We start from the raw sequence: 22,968 nt of genomic DNA on the forward strand, positions 1-22,968 counted from the left end.
TCAAGAACCGCGACCTCGGCCGCGTCCCCGCCGCCGGCACAACTGAAGAATGAACCATCAAACCGAGCCGAGCAGATGGTCCAAATTGAGATTCCGTCAGATGGTCCGGGTTCGCGTGCCGTTGACATTTCGGTGGTGTGGTGGTGCCGAAGCGCTGGGGGTGGCGGGCGCGGGCGTCGGCCAGCACGGCTGTGCGGTCAGCGGCTTTGTCGGCGGCCAGGCCGTAGTGGATGTCAGCGGGGGTATGCAGACCGAGACCGGTGTGGCGGTGTTCGTGGTTGTACCACTGAGCGAATGAGTCCATGAATTGCCTTGCGTGGGTGAGTGATCTGAAGCGGTCGGGGAACTCGGGACCGTATTTCAAGGTCTTGAACAGCGCTTCGGAGAAGGGGTTGTCATTCGACACCCGAGGTCGCGAATGTGAGCGGGTTACCTCGAGATCGGCGAGCAGCGCGGCAACGGATTTGGAGGTCATCGAGGTGCCCCGGTCGGCGTGCACGACCTGCGGTATGCCGTGTACGCCGAAAATCTCTTTCATCAATTCCGTTGCCAGAACACCGGATTCGTGGGTGTGGACGTGGACGCCGACGATGTAGCGAGAGTAGATGTCGATCATCACGTAGGCATCGAAGTACTGTCCTTTGATCGGGCCGGCAAGCTTGGTGATGTCCCAGGAATACACCTGCCGCGGTGCAGTGGCGACCAGTTCCGGACATACCGTCGCCGGATGCCGCGCCAGCCGCCGACGCTCCTTGACCTGCGCGTGCTCACGCAACACCCGATACATCGTCGACACCGAACACAGGTAGGTGCCCTCGTCGAGCAACTGGGCATAGATCTGCAACGGTGCCAGATCGACGAACCGATCACTGTTGAGGGTGTCCAGAATTCGGCGCCGCTCCAGCATGGTCAGCTTGTTGGCTGGATCGGTGCAACGCCGCGTCCGCGCCGCCGGGCAGAGCCCGGCCCGGCGGATCGCGGTGGAACGCACCAGCCCGGTCAACATCGCCGCGCGCCGGGTCGAGACACCGGCACCGGTCAATGACGCATACGCGGCGCTCAACGCTTCTTGCGCTGCTCGTCGGGATCCGCGCTCTCGGCCAGAGACTGCAAGAGCGCGTGTGCTTTTCCCATGATGTCCAGCGCGGTCTCGGTGGTCGCCAGCCGTTTGTTCGCCCGCGCCAGTTCGGCTGTGAGCCGGGCGATTTCGGCTTGCTCGGCGGTCAACTTGCCGATCTTCTCACCCGGTTTCTTGCCGGAGAGGACCCCCGCGTCACGCTGCTTGCGCCACTCGCTGATCAACGACGAATACAGGCCCTGCGATCGCAGATACGCCCCGCCCTCGCCGCGTTCGACCGCTTCCTCGTACGCGCGCAGATGCGCGAGCTTGTCCGAAGCGCTGAACGCGCGCCGCCGCTTCGGCTCGTCACCGCGCGGCCCCAAAGAACCCATCCGCCCATTGTGGTCGGCTACCCTCGAGCCCCTCGTGCCGGTCATGAAATATCAATCCGAATCTCGCCCCGCGTCAGGCCGATTTGCTGTGAACCAATGGACTCAACTCAGCCTGACACGCAGGGGAGAGGCGGACGGCGAATGTGAACAATTCTGCGACGCACACATTGTGCCGGCGGGTGAGGAGTGAATGCGCAGTAGCCGAACCCCGATGGAATGCCGACGGGCAGCCGCGGCACCCAGCAATACGGCGCCTTCTCGACCGTCGACGGCCGACAAAACTCGTTATGTCTGCCGGTAGGGCACCGGACGCTCCCGGTGATGTAACTGGCATGCCTCATGGGTCCAGTTCAAATCAGGCCGCGGTGGTGTTTGTCGCTTGCGTCGCCCTCGGACGGGGCCGAAGAGACCTGAGTTGCGACGAAGTGAGTAACCGGATTTATGTATGGCGAAGCGAAACAACGTCGGCGTGGTTGGCTCGGTTCGCGGTCAAGCGACGCGATCACCGAGCTCGAACGGCTCGAAGAACGTCCCGAGGGCATTGCCGGTCAAGAGATCGCCGAGCGCGATGAAATCCAACGGTTCGTCCGGGGCGCCGACCATTCGAGCCAGCTCGACCAGGTGCTCATGGCCGTCGTCCGGAAGCAGCGTGTCGTACAAACTGTGAAAGTCGTAATCATACGAGCTCATCGGCAGCTGCTCGACATACTTCTCGCCGTGAGAGCACGCGAGCCCACGAGCGTGGTCTATCGCTACGTGCAGGCACAACTGCATAGCCAGGCTATCGGGCCGAGGATGTTCGCCCCTCTCGAACGCGGCGAACAGAGCCTCGAAAGCGAGCGTGACGTGATACAGAAAGACCGGACGCGGACTGTGCAGGATCATCTGACGGACTCGCTCGGCGAGATCCTGGCAGGCGATCAACAGCATCGCGGCCGTGCGCGGGGTCAGGTCGGGAGGGGTGCACCTCTCGCATTCGCCGAACAGGCAGACTTCACAGGTGGCACAGTCGTCGCCGCAGGCGTCGCAGCGAGAGCATGAATGGGGCGCCCGGTAACAGGCGACGGTGGGAAAGTTGAGTATGCCTGACGACTCTGCCGCCGAAAAACGCGGTGGGGCGCCGGCTGACGTTGTGCGTGTGCTCATTGTGTGCTCCTTACTTGACGCCGGTGTCAAAGACCACTGTTATTCCTGAGACCCACTCGAGGTGTCGGATGGACAGGGAGGCACCTACGCAATTCAGGTCGAGGAATCATTTGGTTGCCAGGTAGTTCGACGTCTGCGTGATGCCAATGCGGCGCGCGAGCACCGCCTGTTACTGCGCGATGGCCGATATAGGAGTGGCAGTATTTGGGCGTGGGATGGGCCGGTCACGAGGAAACGACGCAGCGCGACCTGAGTTTCGGGATCGCCGCCGAGCGGTGGCAGCCGGGTTCGACGACGCCCGGGAAATCGGCCACGGTTTTGCGAGAACAGCGGGCCCAGGCCCTTTCGCTGGGCGTCCGCACATCGTGCAGGTTTTGCAGGCAGATGTCTCCGCGACCATTGCAGTCCTACGGGTGGTCCCGGCACGCGGGCGTGATCGCCGGCGCGGCGCGCCAGTCGTCGAGTCCGTAGTCGGCGGTGCCGACATACACCTCGCCGCCGGATACCTCACTCCAGTGCGCATGATTGAGTTGGTGCAGCGTGAAGCACGCGTCGAGCGCATTGCTGAAGCCCATTGCGTCCTGGGATTGGTTGACGGATTCCTTGATGAGCAGTGCCGCCATCGAGGGCACCTTAGCCACTCGGTTCGCGAATTCGACTGTCCGTTCAGAAATTTCATCCGAGCCAAAGATTTTGCTGACCATCCCCAGCGCGTGAGCCTCCACCGCACTCAGTGAATCGCCGGTGAGCAATAGTTCTTTTGCTTTTCGGGGGCCGAATTCCCATGGGTGGGCGAAGTATTCGACCCCACACATACCCAGCCGCGTGCCGACGACGTCGGCGAAAATCGTGCCCTCGGAGGCTACGATCAGATCGCAACACCACATAAGCATCAGGCCCGCGGACAGAACATTTCCGTGTACTTGGGCAATGGTGATCTTCCGCAGGTTTCGCCAGCGTTTAGTGTTTTCGAAGTAGTAGTGCCATTCTTGCCGCACCCGGCCTTCGGCGCCGCCGAGCGTGCTGCCGTTGCACTGATATGTCGGATGTTGTCCGGGCCCTGGTTCGCGCTCGGCTAGGCTTTCGGCGGTACCAAGATCGTGCCCGGCGGAGAACGAGGAACCCGCGCCGCGCAGGATCACCACACGCACCGTGTCATCGGCTTCGGCCCGGTCGAACGCTTCGCCGAGTTCAACCAACAAGCCCCGGTTCTGGGCGTTGCGGGATTGGGGACGGTTGAGGGTAACCCGAGCGACCCGGCCACCGCTGAGGGTTTCGTAATCAATGTACCGATAACCCATATGGGCACCTCCCGGACTGCTCGACTTTCTCGAATAGAACCTCCACTTGGCGAAGATGTCAAGTTGCTGTTGCGGCCGTTCGCTGTGAGACCCGCCGTCGTGGTTGCTTCCGGGGCATGCCATTCGGCCCCGGCGTTACCGTAGCCGCCCGATCTGCATTGCCGATCGGCGATTTTAGATATATTATCTACCTAATTTGACTGGCCTGTACGAGTTTCTTCTGCTGTGGGCCAAGTTCTTTCGATTGACGCAGGAGGTCGCGTGACGCGGCGGGTTGGCATCGGGGGGTGGGGCGCGCACGTCCAGGTTCCCGCTTTCCGGCCGGCGGAGGGCTTCGAGCCGGTCGCGTTGTGCGCTCGTATGCCCGAACGGCTCGGCGCAGTCGCCACTCGAGGTATCGAAGACACGTCTGGTGACTCGCTTTGCCCGTGCTGCCGAGGACTCAGGGTATTCCGCGATCGGGTTCACCGATCATCCCGCCCCGTCGTCGAAATGGGTGCGCAACGGGGGAGAGGGCAGCGTGGACCCGTTCTCCGCGCTCGGTTTCTGCGCCGCTGTGACCTCGCACATCCGGCTGATGACATGGGTGTTGGTGCTGCCCTACCGCAATCCGTTCCTGACCGCGCATCAGACGGCGAGCCTGGATACTCTCAGTGGCGGGCGGCTGATCCTCGGCGTCGGCACCGGCTGTTTGCGCGGTGAGTTTCGCGCGATCGGGGCCGATTTCGAGGCGCGGCGAGAGAACTTCGAAGGAAATCGGATGAAGCTCAACTATCAGTTCCCGACCCGTGCGGTGAAACGCTGGGAAGACTGGATCGGCAATCGCGACTTGGCCGAGATCGCTGTCGCGGCCGAGGAGTGCGGGTTCGACCTCGTCTCCACGACAGACCATCCGTTTCCCTCGCAGGATTGGCTCTCGAATGGTGGCCACCATGCCTTCGAGCCGTTCGTCGCCTTGTCGTTCATGCCGGCGGCGACGACGCGTGTGCGGCTGCTGACCTTCGTGCTGGTGGCTGGCTACCGCAGCCCATACCTGGCGGCGAAGTCCGCGGCCAGTCTGGACCGGCTGTCCGGCGGACGACTCGTGGTGGGGATGGGCGCGGGGTACCAGCGGGCGGAGTTCGAAGTCCTCGACGCGTCGTTCGCCGATCGCGGTCCGCGCTTCGACGCCGCGATCGATGCGATGCGGGCGGCGTGGTCGGGCGAGGTCGTCGAGCGCGACGACACGTTCTTCCCGGCACACGGACATGCCATGCTGCCCCGTCCCGCGCAGCGGCCCGGTCCGCCAGTTTTGGATCGGCGGTAACAGTAAGGCCGCGATGCGGCGGGTGGCCGAGACTGCCGACGGGTGGCTGCCTTTCGAACAAACTGCCGGTATGGCCGCCGTCACCGGTACGCCGGAACTCGGCAAACTCGCTGACCGAACCGCGCTACTGCGAGAGAAGCGGAGCACGGAGCATCGATGACTGTCTGACCGAGATCGAACTAATCGGCACAGAGCTTGGCCCTTTCACATCGAACTGACCTAGCGTCACGAGCCGCCGAATTACTGGACCTCGCCAAGCCTTTGACAAGCGGAGAAGAAGCCTGATCGAGCACACGCGCTCGATCGGCGCTTCGCTGTCCGACCGATATTCGTCCGACCCCGACGACGGGGATCTGCCGGGGCGCCGGCCGACAACGCCTGCCCGCCCGTCTGCTCAGCTGCCGGTGGCCGCGTCCAGCATCGTGGTGACAAGCGCGGGGGGCGAGGCGGCGGTTTCGATCCTCAAAGGGAAGCGTCGGCCACCGAGCGATCGAGAAACTCCAAGAGTCCGGCGGTGAAAACGTCGTTGTCGTCGCCGGCCACCATGTGTCCGGCTCCGCGCACATCAATCACCTGTATCTGCGGAATCAATTCCCGCATCTCGGCCACACCGTCGTCGGAGACCACGTCGGACATCTTTCCTCGTATGAGCAGCGCCGGGCAGTCGATACGCCGGGCGGCGCTCTTCGATCGGGTGTAAGCCGCGGGACTGACGGGCAGATCGGGATCGAAAGGGGAAGACGCGAGTTCAAGGGTGCGCGGGTCCCAATGCCAATACCAACGGCCGCCGCGCAGCCTGAGGTTCTTCTTCAGCCCTTCCAGGTTACTTGGCCGGGGTCGATGTGGGTTGTAGGCGGCGATGGCCGCGGATGCCTGCTCCAGGCTGTCGAATCCGTCCGGAGCACTCTGCATGAAGTCGCGTACCCGGGCACTTCCGGCATCTTCCACCCGTACCGCCACGTCGACCAGCGTCAACGCGTCCGCGAGCCCTGGATTCTCGCCTGTGGCGACCAGCGATACGAGCCCGCCGAGTGATGCTCCGACTAGGTCGAGGGGGAGCCCGGGCTCACGGCGACGAACCTCGTCGACTAGGGCCAGCAGGTCGCCGAGGTGTGCCGAAAGGCCGTATTCAGCGCGATCGGACCAGTCGCTGTCGCCGTGACCGCGCAGATCCACCGCGTAGGCGATCCAACCGGTTCGCCCCAGCCGTTCGCCGGTTGCGCGCCACGAATGCCGAGTCTGGCCACCGCCGTGGAGCAAGACCACAGCACCTTTGTGGTGGCTATCGACGGCGGCCCAACGATCGGCTGCCAATGTCAACCCGTGACCAGGTAACTCGACTTTCTCGCACTGTACGATGGGTGAACTCATTCCTTTTCCCCTTACACTGTCAGGACCGACGCGAGCGCCGCCCGCTGCGCCGCCGACAACGGAAGTGATCTCGTGCGGTCGGGCGCGAGCCGGACGAGGACGTTGGTAATGTCCGCGCAGGCCACGTCGTCTTGATAGATCACCACTCGGAAACCCAAACTGCTGGTGCCAAGCCTGTTCAGTTCGACGTCCGCGCGCACGTCACCGACGAACATCTCACGGGTGAAGGTAGCCGACACGTCGACGACGCCCAGCTCGCTCGCCGGTAGGAGATCCCCACACACATCGACCAGAAGTGAACGCCACGCTGCGGCGGAATACTCCATGGCTAGGTAGAACGGCACGTGCGAGCTGTCGACAATGGTTCCGTCCCGTTCCGGCCGGTGCGTAATGGGAGCGCTATAGACCTTCTTTGGTCGCGCCGGACTCCGCACTGTGCCACGCTCCGTCACCGGGACCTCCCTCGCACTTCCACCTGTAACGGCTCACAATCTACAACAAAAGATGTATAAGCTAAGTAAATAGTATTTGACGCCTATGAGGAAGGGTGTGGCTGGTTCCGGATCGACTGCGTCCCGTACCCCGGGGGCGAGGGCCTCGGCGCAGCGTGGGTCCGCTTGGCTGCCGTGAGTTCGTTGGGTGGCACCCTGATCCGAGGTTAGCGTCCACCGTGCTCGTTCGGGCACGGTCGCCAGCACCTCTTGTGCCGCGGCAGCGAATACCTCGGCGTTGCGGCCGGCAGGCAGGTGAACCAAGCGAACGAGCGGGCGGCTGGCACGGGATCGACACCTCCGCGCAACGAACCAGATGCCGGTGGCGCCGCAAAGTTCTCGCGGCGCCATTGCGGCCTCGCTACATCGGGCGGTGGACGACCTCGACAGTCACACCGTCGGGGTCGGTCAGGAACAACACCCGAAGATTGGGCAGCTTGGTGCCCGTCATCGCGAACTCGTACGGTCCGCGATATTCGATCTTCTGCTCGCCGGCCGACAGCTGCGCCATCGCCGCATCGATGTCGTCGGTCGCCAACGCACAACGGAACAGACCTCGGTGATTGCCGCTGGAGTATGCACGCCCCTGCGGCACCGGGTCGACCCAGCCGATGACGAGCAGCGAGTAGCCGCCGCCGGGCAGTGTCAGCACGGCGGTATCGGCCGTCGCGTTGTCCGGCACCTCCGGCGCCCACGCACCAGCTTTCACGCCCTTCTCGATCGAAACCCTGGTGAATCCCAGCGTCTCGTAGAACGCGAGGCTCGCCGCGAAGTCCGCGGTGCTGAGGACGTGACGGTGCAGGTTCGACGGCGCGTCCAGACCTGGGGCTTCGACGACCTCGACCAGAATTCCGTCGGGATCGCGCAACCACGCCGTTCGGGTGCCACCATCGGCCAGCACAGCCTCGTTCACCACGCGGAGGATGGTGCCACCGTTCGTCTCCGCCACGGCGAGGACCGGATCCAGGTCGGGGACGCGGAGTCCGACAGCCTGGAAACCGGGGTGGGTGATGTTCGGATAGGCCTCACCGTGGACCGCGGGCGTCTGCCAGAGCTGGGCTTCGATGCCGACAGTGGTCCGCGGGCCGCGCACGTCGTAGAGGAAGAATGTGTTGCTTCTCATCGGGCCGTCGATCGCGAACGGCGTCCCGTCCTCCACCGGGAGGGACTCGGTCCGCATGACCTCGCGCAAACCGAAGGTCTCGACGTAGAAGCGATGGCATGCCTCCTCGTCTGTGGAATTGAGTTGCACGTGCAGCCATGCGCGTACGATCGCCGTCACGATACTTCCTTGCTCTGGGCGGCCTTCATCTGCTCCAAGCCTGCCAACGCGGGAAAGTTGACTGCGCTGAACCAGTGCCCATGCCCTGTCGCGTGGATGTCGAAGACGGATTGCAACGCGGTCTGAAATCCCTGTATGTCGAGCGTCTGGTTGACCGCTCGCTTGGCCTGACGCAGCGCCCAGGGATCCTTTTGGGCGATCCTCTGGGCGAGGGCCATGCTCTCGTCGAACAACGTCTCGAGGGGGACCACCCGGTTCACCATGCCGAGCCGCTCGGCCGTCGTGGCCGAGATGCGGTCACCGGTGAACAGCAATTCCTTTGCCTTGCGGGCACCGAGTTCCCATGTGTGACCGTGGTATTCGACTCCCCCGATACCCATGTTCACCACAGGGTCGGAAAACTGTGCGTTATCGGCCGCGATGATGATGTCGCAGGGCCAGCACAACATCAGGCCCGCGGCGATACACATTCCTTGCACGGCGGCGATAGTAGGTTTCGTCGAATTGCGCCATTTGAGCGAATAACCGATATAACGATCGGCCTCATTGGCGTACATTTCCGCCAGGGTTTCCGGAACGGTGTCACTCCGGAGATCGTGACCCGCCGAAAAGTGTTTTCCGTTGGCGTTGAGCAGGATGACGCGAACATCGGGGTCACGCTCGGCTGTGGTCCATGCCGCGTCGAGTTCGTCGAGGAACTCGAAGGACTGCGCGTTCGCCGCCTCGGGCCGATTGAGCGTGATGACGGCCACCGGCCCGTCGGTCCGGTAAGAGATTTGACTTTCGGGCACGCGGCCCCTCCTTCTCGGGCCGGCGAGCACAGCTCGCCGGCCATGTGGTCACCGATCAGTTCTTGGCGGGAGGTTCGACTCCCATGAAATCGAAAGCGTTCTGACCCATGATGGCCGGGATCTTCTCCGCAGGAACGCCTTCGAGATAATCGAAGTACTTCAGCGGCGCCGCCAGGCCCTCCGGGTGCGGATAGTCGGAGCCGAAGACGATGTGGCTCGGGTCCACAAGCTCCGCCAGCTTCTCCGGATTGCCCTCCCAGAACGGGTTGATCCACCAGTTGCGGCGGAACACCTCGACCGGATTCTCCTCCAACTGCTTCGGCATCTGCGAGTAGGCGAGCTCGAACCTGTGCAGCAAGGGGCCGATCCAGTCGCTGCCGTTCTCGATGCTGGCGAAGCGGATCTTCGGGAACCGGGAGCAGACACCGTGCAGGACCAGCGCGGACACCATGTCCTCGATATCCCGATGAGCAAATGTCACCATACGGAAGGGGGTCTGCTCGAAGGCGCTGGAGGTCCCGGTGTCGTCCCACATCGCCACATAGTCGTTGAGCGGCGGCATGGCGGCGTGCACGATGACCGGCAGGTTGGCCTCCTCGACCCGCTTCCAGAACGGGTCGAATTCCCGGGCACCCGGAGAGCGCCAGCCGTGCAGGCCCTTTACCGGCGCCGGACGGATCAGAATGGTCTTCGCGCCCCGCTCCAGAACGTACTCGAGCTCCTTGATGGCGTCCTCGACCAGCGCCAAGGTGATAACCGGCGCAGGGTAAAGGCGATGCTTGTAATCGTAGGACCACACGTCGTATATCCACTCGTTGATCGCGTGGATCACCGCATGTACCAGTTCCGGATCGTCGGCAGCGGTCTGTTCGACCAGGTTCGCCAGGGTAGGCAGCACCAGCGCGGCGTCCACGTGCTGCTTGTCCATCACCGCGAGTCGGGGCTCCGGCTCACGGAATGCGGGAATCGACCTGATCGGCTTGCCGGTGAGCTCTCGCAGGGTGAGACCCTCGGGGTTGTTTCCCGCGTAGTACTGTTCATGCGCACCAGGGGCTGCCACGACCTCGAAGGTCGGATTCGGGATGTAGTCGGTGATGTAGTTGTTCACCGCAAGCTGGGTGCGTCCCTTGACATCGACATAACGGACCGCGCGCCGGTACTTCTCGGGGAGGTAAGTCTCCAGCGCCTCGCGGGGCTCGTACAGGTGTGAGTCGAAGTCGAACACCGGATACGGCAGATCGAAGGCGCCCTCCGTTTCTGCCTCATGGCCGCTGACCTGCGGATCCTGCACACTTGTCATCGCTCAACCCTTCTTCGAATTTCGGACCGTCATGGCGCCGGCGTATGCCTCTGTCCCTCTGTCGCTCAATTAGTTATATTATAACACTCTACGCGTGGGGTCGGCCGCCCCTTCGGCCGGTGTCTGCGACGCGCGCAACCCGAACGAAGAGAATAATTATTTACCTGTATAGCATATGTAGGTGAAGGCTGGAGACACGAAAGCCTCGCGGCATGTCAAGAGACGACCGCTCTGCTTGTCCGTATAGCTAAATTAGCTTACTGTATGCTGCAGTCACGGGCCGTCGGCGGTCCAGCACTTCAGGTCCGCGGCAGCCTCGGCGGACAGCTCGCCGCCGTCGGCCGCGAGGAGGCACTGGTCGAGGTAGACCTGCGCCACATCCAGCTCTGTCTGGGATTCTGAGTCGGAGGTCTGATGACGTACCCCACGCCCTCACTGTCGGACACGACGCTGGCCGATGTGCTCGAACTAGAAGAGCTCGAGCCGACGGTGTTCCGTTCTGTGGCCGTCTACGACGACCCGTATCCCCTCTACGGTGGGCAGATCGCCGCGCAGGCGCTGCTCGCAGCGGGCCGTACGGTCCCCGCCGAACGGGTGCCGCATTCGCTGCACAGCTACTACCTGCGTGGCGGTACAGCCGCGAAACCGGTGCGGCTGCACGTCGAGGAGGACCGGGACGGTCGGTCGTACTCCGCGCGCCGGGTCAGGGGCGTCCAGGATGGGGCAACCATCTTCACCCTGTCGGCGTCGTTCGTCACGCCCGGTGCCGGACCCGAGTACGAATTCATTCCCATTCCCGATCTCGCGGCGCCGAAGACCCTGCCGCGGCGGGAAGGCGGTCGGATGGTGTCGATGGAAGTGCGGGTCACCCCGCAGCGCACCGACAGCATTCCGTTGCCCACTGCGTTCTGGGCGCGTAGCGAGATCGCATTGCCGCGCTCACCGCTGGTGCACGCTTGTGTCCTGACCTATATCTCAGACGCATCGTCGGGTCTGTTCGACGCACCCGAAGGCGCACACCGGGCCGGGTCCAGCCTCGATCACGCTGTCTGGTTCCACCGGCCCGCCCTACTGGACGACTGGATCTTCGTCGACTTGGTACCGGCCTTGGTGGCCGGCGGGCGCGGCTTCTACACCGGCACGGTGCGGCGAACCGATGGCGCCCTACTCGCGACGCTCGCCCAAGAATCGTTGTTCCGATGACGCGAACAGGAAGTAACCTTGGAGGCAGTCGATTTCGGGTCGGATCACGGCTCCTTGGATAATGCAGTCCCGGTCCCCAAGCGAGCAGCGCGCCGTTCGGCTCTACCGTGCGATCCGATAGATGAGGCTGCCGTCCGCGATGATGCGCCCGCTGTCGGTGGTTACGACGACCTGGCAGAAGTTCAATTCGCGGGCCCGCCGAACACAGCGGCCGGTGGCGACGACGACCTCCTCACGTGCAGCGGCGATGTAGTTGATGGTCATCGACACCGTCATGCCCCTGATACCGCGTTCGTGGTCGTGACCGTTCCAGACCGCAGCCGAACCGGTGGTATCGATCAACGTCGCGATCGCGCCGCCGTGCGGTGTCCCGCTACCGTTGTCGACGAGCTTGCTGTAGGCCATGCGGGTAGTGACCGTGTCGGGCGTCGACCAGTCCACGAGCTCGATGCCGAGTTCGGCGGTCAAGGGGACCCGGGAGAATATGTAACGCATCGATCTGCCATGGCGCTCTCGGTTTCTCGCATCGTTCGCGGTGTCTGGCATCGGTGTCTCTCCCATCGGTCGTGCGCGCGGATCGAATTGCCGAAAGTGGATTCCGTGGGCTCGTTCGTGCTGCCGCGGATCGCCGTCGGTTAATCGATACATGTAGTAAAATAATAGTATTGTATTTGTTAGGTAACATCCGGGTGCGAAGGGCTGCCGCTGTGTCCGATACGGCCGAATCGTTCTGTTTGACTGTTGGGTCCGCGCTCGCGCGCATGGCATCCGAACACGGCGACCACGACTACCTGGTGATGCCGTCGACCCGGCTGACCTACGCCGAGGCTGAACACCGCTCTGCGGACATCGCCAGTCGAATGCTCGCCCGTGGTATCGGTAAGGGCACCCGGGTCGGGTTGATGTTCACCTACAGTGCGGAGTGGGTCCTCGTGTGGCTGTGAGCCGCATCGGCGCTGTCGCGGTCCCGATGAGCACGTTCTACAGCGCCCAGGAGTTGCGTGCCGCGCTGCGGTCCGGTGATGTGCACATTCTGATCGCCGCTCCCCGGATCCTGTCGACCGATATCGTCGACCTGCTCGAACGCGCGCTGCCGGACCTTGTGGACGAGGGAGACGAGACGATCGCCGTCGCGTCTGCGCCGTTTCTTCGATCGGTGTGTTTCACCGAGTCGGTACCCCGCCGCTGGGCGTCCCTTTTACCTCTTACCGCGATCGCGGATACGGAGGCGGGCGTACCGCGTACTGTGCTCGCCGAGGCCGAAAGGCAGGTGCATCCGGCCGATATCGCGGTGATGGTTCACACGTCGGGTTCCTCCGGTCCACCCAAGGCTGTCGTGCATAGCCATGGCGCCGTGATGCGGCAATCCAGTCATGTGCCCGCAGCGCTGCGAGGGATGTCGCCGGACCATCCGCCGCGCGTGCTGTGCAGTATGCCGTTCTTCTGGATCGGCGGCGTGCTGATGCTGACCGGTGCGCTGCACGCGCCGGTCACCCTATTGGTGCTGCCACGCCCGGAAGCCGGTGCGACGCTCGAATTGCTGGAGCGCGAGGGTGGCACGGCTGTGGCGGGTTGGCCGACCTTCACGCAGAAACTGCGGGCGCATCCGGATTTCGCCAGACGGGATCTGTCTCGGGCTCCCACGCTGACCGCGGGCCCGGACGATATCTCGATGCTTGACGTGCCTGGCGAGACTCCGACGCACCGCGGCATGAGCGAGACGGCGGGGTCGTTCACCTGCGTCGAGACCGCTGTCGTCGCCGAGGACGGTTCACCCGTCGGGCCGGGGGAGCCGGGGGAGTTGCTCGTGCGCGGCGCCGGGGTGATGGTGGGTTACAACAAGCGTGAGCGGCATGAGGTCTTCGACGCCGATGGCTGGTACCACACCGGTGACCGGGTATTCCGTCTCGAGGACGATCCTCGGCTGTTCTATGCCGGCCGCGATTCCGAGTTGATCAAGACTGCCGGGGCGAACGTCTCACCTCCGGAGGTCGAGGCGGTGATCGCGAGCAACGCGGCAGTCCGGCATTGTCTCGTTGTCGGCGCGCCGCATCCCGAGCGCGGGGAGGAAGTGTGTGCGGTGATTGTCCCCGCTGTGGAGCGAATCGACCTCGTCGCACTCGCGGCATACGTTCGCGCCTCGCTCTCGGTGTTCAAGGTGCCGACCCGCTGGATCGTCGTGGACGAGTCGGTGCTGCCGATGCTCTCGACCGGCAAACCCGACCGCCGGGCCTTGCGAGCCGCGGTGGCGGAGGGGCGCTTCGAGTAGGGCGTCGATTCCGCTCCGGGTGAGATCGAGGCCGTTCCACCCAAGCTCGCCATTCTCGAGCGCCCCAATTCGTCTGCGTGTTCTTCAGGGACTGCTCGCCTCCGCGGCGTGGGTGGGGAACAGGCGCTCGACGGCGGCGATCACGGCGGCGCGGCGGGCGGCGAGAGTGGCTTGCCGTTGCTGCGGGTCGGTGGACGGGGGGATCAGGTCGGGCTGGGCGGCCCACGAGGTGGCGAGCTGGTTGACAAATACGAGAACGTCGAGCGGATCCCACGCGGGATCCAGCTGCCCGGCCTCTTGTGCCCGACGCAGCTGTTCGGTCTTGCGATGCACCGTTCCCGTGGTAGCCGCGTCGGCATGGGAGAACTCGAGCTGGCCCCAGGACATCAGTCGGTAGTTGTCGGGATGGCTGGCGAAGTAGTCGTGGACCCGGCCGGCGTATCCTGGCAAGTCGGCAGGATCCAATCGGGTCGCCTCGGCGATCGCCGCCAATTCTTCCGCCGCGATGACCTGATAGAGGTTCTCCTTGCTACGGAAATACGCGTAAATCCGTTCCTTGCTGGTCTGCGCGGACTTCGCGATGCGGTCCACCCTCGCACCGGCAATTCCGTATCGTGCGAACTCGGACTTGGCCGCGTCGACAATGCGGTCTCGGGTCGAATCGGCACGGGTCGAGGAAGGCATGCTCACCATACTAACAAAACCGAACAGTTCAGTTTGACATGTGTCCTGGCCGGCTGTATTGTCAAACCGAACAGTTTGGTTTGTCCTTGTCGACAGTGGTAGGGAGTTATTCATGCAGTCCAAAACACTCGGCGGCCAAGGCTTGGTCGTGTCGGCGATAGGGTATGGCGCGATGGGCACCGTGATGGGTTACGGTGCCGGCGACGACGAGCAGTCCGTCGCGGCCATTCGCCGTGCGTACGAACTGGGGGTGACATTTTTCGACACCGCGGAGCTGTATGGGTGGGGCGAGGGCGAGAAGCTGCTCGGCCGAGCCGTGGCGCCGTTCCGCGACGAGGTGGTGATCGCGACGAAGTTCGGGTTCACCCGCGACTTCGGCACCGATTCCCGCCCGGAACACATCCGCGATGTGGTCGACGCGAGCCTGCGCAACCTCGGCGTCGACTCGATCGACCTGCTCTACCAGCACCGTGTGGACCCGGACGTGCCGATCGAGGATGTCATTGGCACCATGGCCGAGTTCGTCGACGCCGGCAAGGTACGGTACCTCGGTTTGTCCGAGGCCGGCCCGAACGACATCCGCAAAGCCCATGCGGTGCACCCAATTTCGGCGCTGCAAACCGAGTACTCGATCTTCGCCCGTGATGCCGAGCCGCTGTTCCCGCTGCTCGAGGAACTCGCCATCGGCTTCGTCGCCTACTCACCGCTGGCCCGCGGATTCCTGACCGGCACCGCAAAGCCCGCCGATCAGTACGAGCCGACTGATTTCCGTACCCGAATCCCGTGGTGGAATGCGGACAACTACCCCGCCAACGCCGAGATCGTCGCCCGGCTGACCGAACTGGCTGCGGCCAAAAACGCGACGGTGTCGCAACTGGCGCTCGCGTGGCTGCTCGCGCAGAAGGATTACATCGTGCCCATCCCCGGGTCGCGCAACCCCGGTCGCGTCGAACAGAACATCGCCGCGACCGGTCTTACGCTCACCAGTGCTGATCTCGCCCGCATCGACGAGATCGCCCCAACCGGAGGGCACGGCGGGCGCGGTACCCCATCGCCCTGGCTGTGAGACAGGTACCGCTATCCCACCCGGCGGGTTGCGGGTCCGCAGCGCCGGTGCTCTCGATCGCCACATCCTGGTCGAGCCGGCAGGCAATCAGACGATGATGGTTATTCTCGACTAGAGCCGGAACCAGCAAGCCGTGAGATGGGGTTGCCGCCTGCGGGCGGCAACCCCATTGCGGGAGCTGTGCGAAACGAGCATTTGGTCGCGCAGCTCCCGCTGACGGCTCGTCGAATTCGCGTCGCGTGGAGCTTCGAGATATGTTCTGGCGCGCGGTTTCGCCATCGCGACCGCTGCTTTTCGCGTGCGCCAGAACTGTCCTTCGAGTCTTTCGAATCCTGAGCTACAGCGGAGGTTGTTGCGCGACCGGCGAGCTTTCGATGACTTCTCGCACCTCGGCCGGGCGTGCGGAGGGTCGCTTGCGGCGCACGACCCCTAGGCCTAGGGCGACGATTCCGAGTGCTCCCAGAATGATCGGGAGCACGGTGCCGAAAAGCATGAGCTTTGTGCTGTTCGACGACAAGGTGCTGGCGGTAGAAGCCACATCGCTCTCGACGGATTGCATTTTGATGGTCGACAACGGAAGGACCGGAAGGGGGGTGCCGTTCACGGGAACAGTCACGTACATGGCCTGGTTTTGCGCGATGGCGATCGGCGCGCCGAACTGTTCATCTACCGATGCGTCGACGTTGTTGATGCTGCTGAAGCCGATGGTCAGCTGATCTGGAAGGCTCGGAAGTGCGGATTCGAGGGAGGTACGAGACGCCTCGGGCACAAGGCCGGCCTGTAGTAGTCCGCCGATCATTACCTTGGGTACCGCCGGGGGAAAGGCCTTGAACTGAGCCAGCGTTGCTGGATCGGCGATCGGCCCTGCTGCTTCGATGTGGTATCGATACACGTCGCGGTTCTCGAGCTTCTTTTCGTCGACGAACTTGGCAGGCGCCGTGGTTCGTAGAGTCGAATCGTAGAACAAGTTTCCATCTCGAGATGGGTGCATGGGAAAGGTGAACGTCAGGCCTTTATGCGGTTCGAAGGTGGCTTGCCGGTTTTGCGGAACAAGCTCGCGACGCTGTTGGTCGCTGAGATTTACCGGGCCGAAGTCGACTCGGTCGACCGCGTAGGTATGCACGTCCGACTGTTTCTCACCTTGGGGCAGGTTCAGAACCCCCGTACTTGTGATGATCGCGGTATTACCGTCGACCGCATCCACTTTGATCGACCGGTCGGCGGTAATCGGCATGGGCGGCGTCAACAGGTGTTGCAGATCTCCGGTGGCGAATGCTTGCGGGTTCAGCGCCTGCATGGTGCCTTCGAACTTCTGGCCCTGGTCGAGATCGGACGGCAGCGTGCTCATCGACGGTACGAAGACGAATCGAATGAGTACTGCACCGACGATGAGCACGGCTCCGGCGAGAAGCCATAAGAGGGAGGATTTTCGGATGAGCACCGTGTGAACTCCTGTGCTTGTGGAACGCTCGGCCTCGAGGTTCGAGTCCGAGGCTGGGGACGCCCAATTCACGGCCTATCCGAGTGATAGCCGACTGTGATGGGCGTCACCGGCTATCAAGATAGAGCACCACTGCAGGAAATATAGTCAAATTCGATGAATATTTACACTTGTTAGATAGTGGGTGCACAGTGTCGCTGCCCGTTCCTCCGGCTGTGTCGTTCGGTGGCGGTGATCCGCGCGATCCGTAAGCGCTGCGTGAAGCGCGCCGGTGGGCCCAGGGAAAGTCTCTGCGAACTATGCCAGAACTGGCAAGGCTGAGGGGATTTACGTCGAACGGTGGGGGTGGTGGTCGAGTCTCGGCGACATCTGGAGGCGCCTCGTGTTCGTGCTGGTGGCGCGGCTGGTTGACCAGCTCGAGTCGGCTGGGCTGCTGTGATTACGACTAGTGTCGCGTCGTCTACTTGGAGGCGCTGGTAGCGTAATGAGTTATATTGGTGAGTTATTACTCTGGCGTGTAACACAGTCCCACTGTGGCCCTGTTGGTCGATGTGCACTTCGAGACGCTGCGGATCCGGATCAAGAAGCCCTGGCTGAGGAAGTGCGCCCGGGGAAACGCGTCGCCTCGGGCATGTCGACGGCCGAGCGTGATGAGCTGGCATGGTAGGAGCGCGCGAACTGCCCGGTTGACGCGTGCCGTCCTCACTCGGCTCGTCAGCCTGGATGAACCGTGGAAAGGGACGAAATCCTTTGAGCCTGGTAGTGATTGGTGTTGATGCGCATAAGCGCAGCCATACGGCTGGACTGCGGCGAACACGAAAACGATCGCGCTGGTGTCCAAAGCGCTCAACATGGCCGTGTGGCGGCGTGGCCATTACTGGCACTCGATCGAGCCCGGACTGATATTTCATACCGAGGCCGGCAGTCGATACACCTCAGTGCGGTTCACTGAATCCCTTTGCTCTGCAGGGACTCTCGGCATCGATAGGTTCAGTCGGCGATGCCTATGGCAACGCCCTGGCAGAATCGATCATCGGCCTGTTCAAGACCGAGGTGGTCAATCGGCACGGTCCGTTCGAAACGCTCACCGAGGTCGAGTTCGCGCTCATGGAGTGGCGCGACCGGTACAACAACTCGCATCTTCACTCGCTGCTCGACTACCTGACCCCGGCCGAATGCGAAGCCGCGTACTACTCTCAACAACACCACGCCGACCGGCGCTGGTCCGACACCGAAGCCGGTCCCTGACCCGTGGCGGTTCGTCGTGAATGCCGATTCCCCCTTTGTAGCAATGGCTTTGGATGGCGACAGCCACGCCAGGGCGAGCATAGACAGGGTGATGTGGGCCCAGTACTGCCGTTGCACCCCGGCAGAGTGGGTCCCCTTCTCGAGAAACCCGGTCTCATCTGCAATGCCGTTGCCGTATCAATTTGTCCAGGTCGATTGCTCGAGTGATCCTGCCCCTGCACATCGAAATGCTCGGACCCGCCTCGACCGGGCCGGTCTGCTCGGACATAACCGGCACCGACCCCGCCGGCGACATGGATTCTCCTCATCGAATACCGCAGCCCCGCGGTGAACCTGTACGAAATTTGCACCCCGAGTCCCATTCCGAACTGTCGGTTCATCGTGACGATCCGCACCGGCCCCGCCTCGGCGACCAGAGTGCGCAGTCGCGCCTATGCCGGACCCGCGTTTGGGTGAGCGGGTGGCTGCGTACGTCCGTCTCCGTCCGGGATCTGAGCTGACGATGGAACAGGTCACGGAGCTCTTCGGGACTGCCGGGGTCGCGAAGCAGAAGACCCCGGAGCGCTTGATCACACTCGATGAGTTCCCCTACACGCCCACCGGAAAGATCAAGAAGTTCGAACTCCGAGACCGCGTGCGCGCGATGGTGAGCGAGGAGGCTGAGAGGAAGTAGCAATCGCTGCTTTCGTCAGGCCCGCATGCGTCGCGATGTCGGTAGCGTGATGTTCGCGTTCCTGCTCTTCTGTTCTTGTATCGGGCACAGTGGATATTGTCTTCCGCAACAACATGATTCGGCACGCCGCACCCGCGAGCAGCTCGACCGGTTGCTCTCAGTCGAGGACGCGGCGCGATGATGGCGGTGCTGAGCAGTTCGCTGCGGGCGCACGCCGCCGGCATCGAACTCGACGCATATAGTGGGACCTGACCACGGCCGGCAAGCAGTTCTTTCCTCGGCGACCGGTTCGCGCCGTTCGCCAGGCTTCCCGCGGTCGTCACCGTTTCGCAGTTCGTCGGGGACTTCCGCAGCGGCATCCATAGCCCGGGCCAGGAACTCATGCTCGGCCTCGGACTGCGGAACTTCCCGACATCGCGGGCCCACTGGCTGCCTCGCGCGTACCGTTGCGCGCTCGCGCGATACCGGTACGGTCCGGGCGCGGCGAAGGTCGATTTCCTTGTGTCCGAACCGATCCCGGTCAACGTCGCGCTGTGCGAACCCGGTACCGCGCACGCCTGTGGTGACCAGGTGGAGGTCTACACGAGCGTGAACGCCGCCATGCGGAGAGAGCGCCGATCACCCCTGTGTGTGCTCCCGGAACCGATGGTCGCCGACAAGACACGTGGCCTGCCGGGAAAACGGCCCGCACGGGCCTACTGTCACGTGCCAACAGCGCTCACGAACCTGGCGCACCGGAGCGCCACCGCGGTGCAGCCGGCCGAGTGCAACCCGAACGACGTCGGCGGCGACATCGCGATCGGAACTCTTACCCTGCTCTGCGGGACGAACCAGACCCGTTACCCGCCAGGCTAACTCGGTGCGCGCCTGATCGCCGCGTAGCGCGCGGAGCGCCCACCTGCGCGCAAGGCGTCATAGAACGACATCCTGGAACATCTCGCGCTGTGGCCGAAGCCGGCCCGTCAAGTTGGGCGTGAACGACTTCTTCTGCGCCCTGGCCGCCCTCCCGCAACCCGCCTGGCTGCGGGAGGGCGGCCATGAAGGAGATATGAACGGCCCGACCCGATGTGGAACCCCCATGGGGGCTGGAATCACGAAAAACTAGGCGAACAGTTTACGCGCGGCCTCGAAGCTGACCTTGAGAGACGGCGTGCGAGGGAGCCGATCCACGATCTTGATTCGCGCAGGCACCTGCTGGTACGGCAGGCGGTCGCGCAGCCACTCCCGGAGGGCGTCCTCGGTGAGTGGCTCGACACCGCTCGCCAGCTCCACGACAGCCGCCACGAGCTCACCGAGCCGCCGGTCGGGCAGTCCGACGACGACCGCGTCCAGCACGGCCGGATGCGCGACCAGCGCGCTGCGCACCACCTCGGGCAGAACCTTGAAACCACCGCGGATGATCGCCCCGTCGCCACGGCCGTGCAGTGTCACGAAGCCGTCTTCGTCGATCGAGGCGAGATCGGTCGTGCGGATCCAGTCCGGCTCGATCAGCGGGATCCTGGCTTCCAGCACGCCCTCCTCGCCTGGCGGAACCTCCGTGCCGGTCACCGGGTCGACCACCCGGACCTCGGACCCCGGCACCGGCCTGCCCGAGCTGGCGCGTTTGGCCGCGCCGTACTCGCGATACAGCTCGGGCGTCCAGGCGATCAGCGTGCCCGCGAATTCGGTTGCTCCGTACGCCCACAGCACTGGGATGCCGTAGACCTCCTCGAATCGGTCCCGGGTGCCCGGATCCAGCGGCCCGGAACCGCCGTGCAGCATTTTCAGGGAGGCGAGGTCCTCCTTCGGCACATTGGCGTCGAGAATCATCCGAATGACCGTCGGTTGTACGCCGACGCGGGTGATCTGATGACGCTTGATCGCGCTCACCCATTCCGGCACGGTGAACCGCTCGAGTAGGACGAGCCGCTTGCCCGCGCGTACGGCGCCGAGCAACTGACAAAGGCCGCCGATCCCGCCGAACGGCCAGAAGACCAGATCCGGAGGCTCATCAGCCGACACCGCGACGCCGGGGCTGGCGCTCGCGGCCGCGCGTTCGAGCACCGGCACGCGGATGTGCAGCCGCTTCGGCGGCCCGGTAGTGCCGCTGGTGAGAACGGCGACACCGTGTTGATCGATCACCTCACCGAAAGGACCCGCACCCAACCGCTCCAGGCCGGGAACGAGCGTGACGTGATCCCTGTCAGCCCCGATTGCGATCCCGACCGATCCCTGCCGGCGTGCGGCATCCACGACGGCAGGCGTCCAGTCCTCAGGATCCGCCACGACCAAGGCGAGTCCCAGCCGTTCGATATCCGCGCCGATCGCCTCCGGAGACTGCTGACAGTAGATCATCGAGAACGAGCGGTTTTCCGAAACGAACGCGAGGATCGCCGCGGCATGCGGAAACCGGTTGCGCATCACCACGCCGATCGCGGCGTTCTCCGCCACGCCGGCGCCGGCGATGAGTGTGTTGAGCCGGTCGACATACCCGGTGAGGTCCTCGCCCGTGAGCCAGCGGCCGCCGACCTCGGCGAAGGGTTCACCACCGTAAGCCCGCATCCGGTATCGCAGCACCGCAGCGAAGTCCTCGGCGGCACTTCCGGTTTGTGGTTCTTCGACGCTTGTCATGACTTCGTCATCCTTTCCGCTGAGCGTCGTTGCTCCGCGGCTACAGGCCGTCGACCGGCGCCCCGAGCTGCTACTTCATCGGTCGCCCTACAGGGCATACCGATCCTGTCGATGACGGCCTGGCCATTCAGGACCTGGTGTTCGGCATCCTGACCCGCTGCCGAGAAGGAACCGGAATCGCCACCCGCCGACCGGCCCGGAAACTGGTCCTCTCGTTTTATCGGCAGGGCCATCGGCCTCAGCCGATAACTGCGGGGCAATGCCGCCCTCCGAACTCGTCGAGCCATCCTGACCGGACTGCGAGGCCGGTGGCCGTGGGGGTAGCCGTCCTGCTGTGCTGGGTCTAGCATTGAACTGCTTTCGGTAAATAATTCAGTTTATATTACCCCGAGCTTTCCATCGCGCGGCACTTGTGGAAAAGCTCGCAATGCCCGTGGCCTCCGCCGTCGTCGATGGCCTCCTTCCGGCGCGATGCTGGTCGGCAATGACTGGGTGTTGATCGCATCCGGGAGTCAATGAGCATCGGCGTGTGAGCATTTCGGCGAACTGGTCCGCATCACGCGCACGACTACAGCGTGCCGGTTTCCGTCAGCCAGGCGCATCCCACCCAGATATGCCGACGATTAGTGCCTGATGGCAGGGTATCAGGGCGGAGGCCGAAGCGTTGCGAAATTAGAGCACCGAAGTACTGGCAGCGATGGGATCGCGTCTGTCACAACAAAAGACGCGCACCACCCATATCGATGAGAGCTGGACTCCCTCGGGTGACGAATGCGCCGGGCGGGATTGTCCAGGCCGATAACGCAATTCGGTTCATCTCGGGTTCTCGGGTAGAAGATCTGCTCGGCCGGGCCGCGGCACGAGCGACGAGCCACGGGCCGAAACTGTCCCGGCAAACGTTCGAGAAATGTTCGCAAGCGGGGCGGTGGTATGCGGCGTTCCAGCTTAGCTCGTCGGCGATTCTCGAGGCTGCGTCGGCTTTCCTCGCCGCCGAGATCGACCGGCCCCAGCGCTGATCATGGTCGAGGACGTGATGCCCAGGACCCGTAGCAGGAGCTCGACCGGGTGCTGGCTGTTCTGTTCGACGAACCGCGTGATCACCGCCGGGTCGGGCCGAGCTCCGCGGCGAAATACGCACTCGCAGAACGCATATCTCGTTAACACGTTCCAAACGTTTGCCGGCATCGGCCTCGGTCTGGCGGATCCAGTTCCGCAACGCCTCGTGATGCACCCCGAGCTGCTCGGCCGGCTTCCGGATCGTCGGTTTCGGGTCCGACTCCCGATACAGGCGGACCGCCCGCGTCTTCAACTTGTCCGGGTACTTCCTGGTCCGG

Annotated in this window: 19 protein-coding genes and 4 pseudogenes; 10 read left to right on the forward strand and 13 right to left on the reverse strand. The window is 63.7% G+C overall.

Features of this window, described 5'->3' with window-relative positions:
• Positions 1 to 127: 127 nt before the first annotated feature.
• The 3 genes and pseudogenes from C5E41_RS02410 to C5E41_RS02425 all read right to left on the reverse strand — a co-directional run.
• Positions 128 to 1,452 (reverse strand): annotated as a pseudogene (locus C5E41_RS02410) (IS3 family transposase); the annotation flags it as partial.
• Between the two features lie 489 nt (positions 1,453 to 1,941).
• Entirely contained in the window at positions 1,942 to 2,598 is a 657-nt protein-coding gene (locus C5E41_RS02420) for a hypothetical protein (protein ID WP_146097442.1), read from the reverse strand.
• A 407-nt stretch (positions 2,599 to 3,005) separates the two neighbouring features.
• Positions 3,006 to 3,899 (reverse strand): enoyl-CoA hydratase, encoded by an 894-nt coding sequence (locus tag C5E41_RS02425; RefSeq protein WP_104374228.1) that lies wholly within the window; start codon positions 3,897 to 3,899, stop codon positions 3,006 to 3,008.
• 412 nt (positions 3,900 to 4,311) lie between these two features.
• On the opposite strand from C5E41_RS02425, the gene C5E41_RS34340 reads away from it, so the two are divergent.
• Positions 4,312 to 5,205: a TIGR03619 family F420-dependent LLM class oxidoreductase gene (locus tag C5E41_RS34340; RefSeq protein WP_219823076.1), complete on the forward strand. Its 894-nt coding sequence runs from the start codon at positions 4,312 to 4,314 to the stop codon at positions 5,203 to 5,205.
• A 462-nt stretch (positions 5,206 to 5,667) separates the two neighbouring features.
• Here the strand turns inward: C5E41_RS34340 and C5E41_RS02445 are convergent, their stop codons facing one another.
• The 5 genes from C5E41_RS02445 to C5E41_RS02465 all read right to left on the reverse strand — a co-directional run bounded on the left by C5E41_RS02445 (position 5,668) and on the right by C5E41_RS02465 (position 10,440).
• Positions 5,668 to 6,576 (reverse strand): alpha/beta fold hydrolase, encoded by a 909-nt coding sequence (locus C5E41_RS02445; RefSeq protein WP_104374229.1) that lies wholly within the window; start codon positions 6,574 to 6,576, stop codon positions 5,668 to 5,670.
• Positions 6,577 to 6,587: 11 nt separating this feature from the next.
• Entirely contained in the window at positions 6,588 to 7,028 is a 441-nt protein-coding gene (locus tag C5E41_RS02450) for a hotdog domain-containing protein (protein WP_146097443.1), read from the reverse strand.
• Positions 7,029 to 7,428: 400 nt separating this feature from the next.
• Positions 7,429 to 8,349, reverse strand: a complete 921-nt coding sequence (locus C5E41_RS02455) for a VOC family protein (protein ID WP_146097444.1) — start codon at positions 8,347 to 8,349, stop codon at positions 7,429 to 7,431.
• Complete coding sequence (locus tag C5E41_RS02460; RefSeq protein WP_258080683.1) at positions 8,346 to 9,140, reverse strand: enoyl-CoA hydratase; 795 nt, start codon at positions 9,138 to 9,140, stop codon at positions 8,346 to 8,348. Before C5E41_RS02460 ends, C5E41_RS02455 begins: the two co-directional genes overlap by 4 nt.
• Before the next feature lie 55 nt (positions 9,141 to 9,195).
• Complete coding sequence (locus C5E41_RS02465; RefSeq protein ID WP_104374232.1) at positions 9,196 to 10,440, reverse strand: amidohydrolase family protein; 1,245 nt, start codon at positions 10,438 to 10,440, stop codon at positions 9,196 to 9,198.
• A gap of 264 nt (positions 10,441 to 10,704) precedes the next feature.
• Here C5E41_RS02465 and C5E41_RS33620 point away from each other — a divergent pair, with 264 nt between their 5' ends.
• Positions 10,705 to 10,842: a hypothetical protein gene (locus tag C5E41_RS33620; RefSeq protein ID WP_181063060.1), complete on the forward strand. Its 138-nt coding sequence runs from the start codon at positions 10,705 to 10,707 to the stop codon at positions 10,840 to 10,842.
• A gap of 12 nt (positions 10,843 to 10,854) precedes the next feature.
• A complete protein-coding gene (locus C5E41_RS02470) occupies positions 10,855 to 11,643 on the forward strand; it encodes an acyl-CoA thioesterase (RefSeq protein ID WP_104374233.1) in 789 nt (262 codons plus the stop codon).
• Positions 11,644 to 11,745: 102 nt separating this feature from the next.
• Here C5E41_RS02470 and C5E41_RS02475 read toward each other — a convergent pair whose 3' ends face one another.
• Positions 11,746 to 12,138: a PaaI family thioesterase gene (locus C5E41_RS02475; protein WP_258080684.1), complete on the reverse strand. Its 393-nt coding sequence runs from the start codon at positions 12,136 to 12,138 to the stop codon at positions 11,746 to 11,748.
• Between the two features lie 302 nt (positions 12,139 to 12,440).
• On the opposite strand from C5E41_RS02475, the pseudogene C5E41_RS35680 reads away from it, so the two are divergent.
• Positions 12,441 to 13,231: pseudogene (locus C5E41_RS35680) on the forward strand (AMP-binding protein); the annotation flags it as partial.
• A gap of 237 nt (positions 13,232 to 13,468) precedes the next feature.
• Complete coding sequence (locus C5E41_RS35685; RefSeq protein ID WP_368854485.1) at positions 13,469 to 13,912, forward strand: AMP-binding enzyme; 444 nt, start codon at positions 13,469 to 13,471, stop codon at positions 13,910 to 13,912.
• 84 nt (positions 13,913 to 13,996) lie between these two features.
• Here the strand turns inward: C5E41_RS35685 and C5E41_RS02485 are convergent, their stop codons facing one another.
• Positions 13,997 to 14,596 (reverse strand): TetR/AcrR family transcriptional regulator, encoded by a 600-nt coding sequence (locus C5E41_RS02485; RefSeq protein ID WP_104374495.1) that lies wholly within the window; start codon positions 14,594 to 14,596, stop codon positions 13,997 to 13,999.
• A gap of 112 nt (positions 14,597 to 14,708) precedes the next feature.
• Between C5E41_RS02485 and C5E41_RS02490 the strand changes: the two genes are divergently transcribed.
• The gene (locus C5E41_RS02490; protein ID WP_104374234.1) at positions 14,709 to 15,662 is read left to right on the forward strand and encodes an aldo/keto reductase; all 954 of its coding nucleotides are present in this window, start codon (positions 14,709 to 14,711) and stop codon (positions 15,660 to 15,662) included.
• Positions 15,663 to 15,999: 337 nt separating this feature from the next.
• On the opposite strand, the gene C5E41_RS02495 is transcribed toward C5E41_RS02490, so the two are convergent.
• A complete protein-coding gene (locus tag C5E41_RS02495) occupies positions 16,000 to 17,103 on the reverse strand; it encodes a porin PorA family protein (protein ID WP_104374235.1) in 1,104 nt (367 codons plus the stop codon).
• Positions 17,104 to 18,132: 1,029 nt separating this feature from the next.
• Here C5E41_RS02495 and C5E41_RS35865 point away from each other — a divergent pair.
• The 3 genes and pseudogenes from C5E41_RS35865 (at position 18,133) to C5E41_RS02510 (ending at position 19,879) form a co-directional block, all read left to right on the forward strand.
• Positions 18,133 to 18,351 (forward strand): integrase core domain-containing protein, encoded by a 219-nt coding sequence (locus tag C5E41_RS35865; protein WP_368854132.1) that lies wholly within the window; start codon positions 18,133 to 18,135, stop codon positions 18,349 to 18,351.
• 427 nt (positions 18,352 to 18,778) lie between these two features.
• Positions 18,779 to 19,024 (forward strand): annotated as a pseudogene (locus C5E41_RS02505) (AMP-binding enzyme); the annotation flags it as partial.
• A gap of 381 nt (positions 19,025 to 19,405) precedes the next feature.
• On the forward strand, positions 19,406 to 19,879 hold the full coding sequence (locus C5E41_RS02510; protein WP_104374238.1) for a hypothetical protein: 474 nt from the start codon (positions 19,406 to 19,408) through the stop codon (positions 19,877 to 19,879).
• Between the two features lie 246 nt (positions 19,880 to 20,125).
• On the opposite strand, the gene C5E41_RS02515 is transcribed toward C5E41_RS02510, so the two are convergent.
• Entirely contained in the window at positions 20,126 to 21,634 is a 1,509-nt protein-coding gene (locus tag C5E41_RS02515) for a class I adenylate-forming enzyme family protein (protein WP_258080685.1), read from the reverse strand.
• A 764-nt stretch (positions 21,635 to 22,398) separates the two neighbouring features.
• Between C5E41_RS02515 and C5E41_RS34745 the strand changes: the two genes are divergently transcribed.
• A complete protein-coding gene (locus tag C5E41_RS34745; protein WP_258080686.1) occupies positions 22,399 to 22,650 on the forward strand; it encodes a hypothetical protein in 252 nt (83 codons plus the stop codon).
• A gap of 173 nt (positions 22,651 to 22,823) precedes the next feature.
• Here C5E41_RS34745 and C5E41_RS35870 read toward each other — a convergent pair.
• Positions 22,824 to 22,955, reverse strand: a pseudogene (locus C5E41_RS35870) (transposase); the annotation flags it as partial.
• Between the last annotated feature and the right edge of the window lie 13 nt (positions 22,956 to 22,968).

It is taken from the genome of Nocardia nova, assembly GCF_002933465.1.
In the GTDB taxonomy this organism is placed as follows: Bacteria; Actinomycetota; Actinomycetes; order Mycobacteriales; family Mycobacteriaceae; genus Nocardia; species Nocardia nova_B.